Below are 2,646 nucleotides of genomic sequence, written 5' to 3'. Positions count from 1 at the left end.
CTTCGAAGCGGTGCGGGATCTGCAAGTGGATTGATCCCCATTGGACGGGGCCTCGGTACCAGATGCGAAGTCCGCAGCACGAGCTTGGCGGTGTCAAACCGTCAAAATCACTGTGCTAAGGATCTAGTTGGGTACGTGGATCCGAAAGCCGTCGGGTCGTTCCGGTACCACAAGCGCCTTGGTCCTGGACGCCAGGTCAGATGCACGGTTGAGGTTTTTCCGCTCCACGTTGACCATCAAAGACCCAATTGGCTTGAGAAGGGGGAGCGGGAGACGCGGTGGCTGAGCGCCAAGAAGGCAGCAAGCCTGGTCTCCGAGCCCGAGTTGAAGAAGATCCTCCTCAGCTTTCACCCCAGCCGTCATTTCTTCAGTGAGGTGCCGATCAGGGTTTCGGCGGGAGACCTGGATAGCGGTACAGACTACTGATGTTCAGGCTTCTTATCTCTGGTCTCCAAGATGGACAGAGCGCTACTCGGCCGGCCGTGTTCTAGGAAGATCACGCTGAAGCCCTGCGTTGCGCTCCTCCTGCCGGGCAGGCACGACCCGGCACAGGATCTTCAGCCATGTGAACGAAGCCGATGACGAGCAGGGCGCCGGTAACATTGAAGGCCAAGCGCGCATTGGCAATCTGCCGTCCCGCCTCGCTGCTCGACCACTCGGCCAGCATTGCGATCTGCCGCACGAAGAGAATGCCAAGCGCAACGGTTAAAAATTGAACGCCAGGTGGAATATGCCGGCCCGAACAGCCGACCGGGACCGCCCGACGGTCGCCACGAGGGTGTCGGTGCAGGTGCCGATTTCAGCACCCAGCATCATGGCAATGCCGTCCGGCAGGCTGATCAGCCCCTGGCTGGCCAGGGTGATGATGCCGAGCATGGCCGAGGAGGATTGGATCGCCACGGTGATGAGGGCCCTGCAATCACCACGTAGAGCGGGTTCTCAAGCGTCTTAAGCCAGTCGATGATGGGCTGATGACCGTTGAGAGGCTCGGCGGCCTCGCCAATAACATGCAGCCCGAAGAGGATGAGGCCGATGCTGAACCCGATGATGCTCTAGGCCCGCGCCTGATCCGACTTGAGGAGCGCGTGCCAGGAACTCTGCCAGGAGCAGCACGGGCGCATACTCGTCGATGTTGAGGGCAAAGACCGGACTTGAGATTGTCGTGCCGATGTTGGACCCGAGGATGACGGGCAAGGCCTCCACGAACGACAGAAGACCGGCATCCACCAGGGTGATCAGGAGGATCATCGTGACGGAGGAGGAGTCGAGCGCTACCGTCGCAGCGGTACCGGTCAGCAGGCCTCAGAAGCGGTGGCCGGCTGCTTTGTGCAGCAGCATCCGCATGCGCTCGCCGGCAACCTCCTTCAGGGTCTTGGAGAGCTGGGTCACGCCATAGAGGAAGAGGACGAGGCCCGCGATGCTGCCCATCGCGAGTTCAAGCCAATCGACATCATCCGATGGCTCTCTCGGCGGCCCGGGTGCCGCTTGCGCCAGACCAGCGTCACTCCAAGCCAGTTGAAGCAAAAGAACGGTGAAGCCAACCGCAATCAGGCAGCGTCGAGGATCGGAGCCCATGCGCACCTCCTGGGCGGATTGAGCGCGGTAGCCTCTGACGGTGCGGTGTTACGATCACAGTTTGATGACACTGAGGGGCTTGGCTGAGCTTTGGCGAAGCAGGTTGATACCGTGTTATCAACATTTCCGTCACGACAATCCCTTTTTGGATCGTCCGAGCATTGCCGCACGGCGATCTCATAGAGCGCCTCCACCACCTGATAGGCCCAGAAACCCACTCGCGGGACAATCGCCAGTGACTCTCGTGTGTGGCAGTCCACCACCATCAGGATCCGGAACGGACGGCCATCGAAAAGCTGGTCGGCTCCTGCCAGTTTATCGCCCACACCTCGTTGGGCCTACCCACCTCAGGCCGACCCTGCCGGTAGCGCCAGGCCCGCTTGCGCCTGGGTGCCTTGGGCCGGATCGACAGCCCTTCCTCGCGTAGAGGCGGTAGGTGCGCTTGTGGTTCACCAGCCAGCCCTCCCGGCGCGGCAGAATGTGCAGCCGGCGATAGCCATAGCGCCCCGAGGGGCCGCGAGCTCCTTGAGCGGCATCCGCAGCTCCACTTGTGGATCGGAACGCTTGCGGTAGCGCTGCGAGGAGCGCTGAAAGCCGACGGCCGAGCATGCCCGCCGACTGCTGACACTGTCAGCCTTCTGCAAATGGCCTGGAACCTCACGTCGGACGGCGGGCTTCACCACTTTCGTTTGAGCACGTCGTGCACCACGGTCTTGTCCAAGGTCCGGTCGGCCATGAGCCTCTTGAGCCGGGCATTCTCATCCTTGAGCTGCTTGAGGCGCTGGATCTCGGTCACGCCTATCCCGGCGAACTGCTTCTTCCAGCGTGAGACAAGTCGGCTCGGTGATGCCCATCTTGCGGATCACCTCACAGAGTGGATCGCTACTCGTTCACTGTGATGGTCTTGTTGCACCTACTCCTTGTCGGTCTCCCGGCGCACCTTGGAGCTATGGCGGAAACTGGGTGATGACGGTGTGAGAAGGGCGGCGTATCGAGGCGGGTGTCGAGCCTGCCAGAACCTCTTCGAGAGAGCGATACGCCATGAACGAGACTACCAACATTGTCCGCTTT

The 2,646-nt window shown here is 61.3% G+C and carries 4 protein-coding genes and 1 pseudogene; all 5 read right to left on the bottom strand.

Features of this window, described 5'->3' with window-relative positions; translation table 11 throughout:
- Window positions 1-496 precede the first annotated feature (496 nt).
- Window positions 497-682 (bottom strand): hypothetical protein, encoded by a 186-nt coding sequence (locus FS320_RS41500; protein ID WP_152718397.1) that lies wholly within the window; start codon window positions 680-682, stop codon window positions 497-499.
- 23 nt (window positions 683-705) lie between these two features.
- On the bottom strand, window positions 706-900 hold the full coding sequence (locus tag FS320_RS41495; RefSeq protein ID WP_152718396.1) for a hypothetical protein: 195 nt from the start codon (window positions 898-900) through the stop codon (window positions 706-708).
- Between the two features lie 48 nt (window positions 901-948).
- On the bottom strand, window positions 949-1,296 hold the full coding sequence (locus FS320_RS51275) for a Na/Pi symporter (protein WP_425294312.1): 348 nt from the start codon (window positions 1,294-1,296) through the stop codon (window positions 949-951).
- A 6-nt stretch (window positions 1,297-1,302) separates the two neighbouring features.
- Window positions 1,303-1,575: a hypothetical protein gene (locus FS320_RS41485; protein ID WP_152718395.1), complete on the bottom strand. Its 273-nt coding sequence runs from the start codon at window positions 1,573-1,575 to the stop codon at window positions 1,303-1,305.
- Window positions 1,576-1,757: 182 nt separating this feature from the next.
- A pseudogene (locus tag FS320_RS41480) lies at window positions 1,758-2,444 on the bottom strand (IS3 family transposase); the annotation flags it as partial.
- Window positions 2,445-2,646: the final 202 nt, after the last annotated feature.

It is taken from the genome of Microvirga tunisiensis (assembly GCF_009296175.1).
Lineage (GTDB): Bacteria > Pseudomonadota > Alphaproteobacteria > Rhizobiales > Beijerinckiaceae > Microvirga > Microvirga tunisiensis.
This window is presented reverse-complemented; position numbering and strand designations above follow the sequence as displayed.

Excerpts from the sequence above, each read along its gene's own strand:
- FS320_RS41485 (WP_152718395.1), bottom strand. The coding sequence starts at position 1,575 with ATGGGCTCCGATCCTCGACGCTGCCTGATTGCGGTTGGCTTCACCGTT.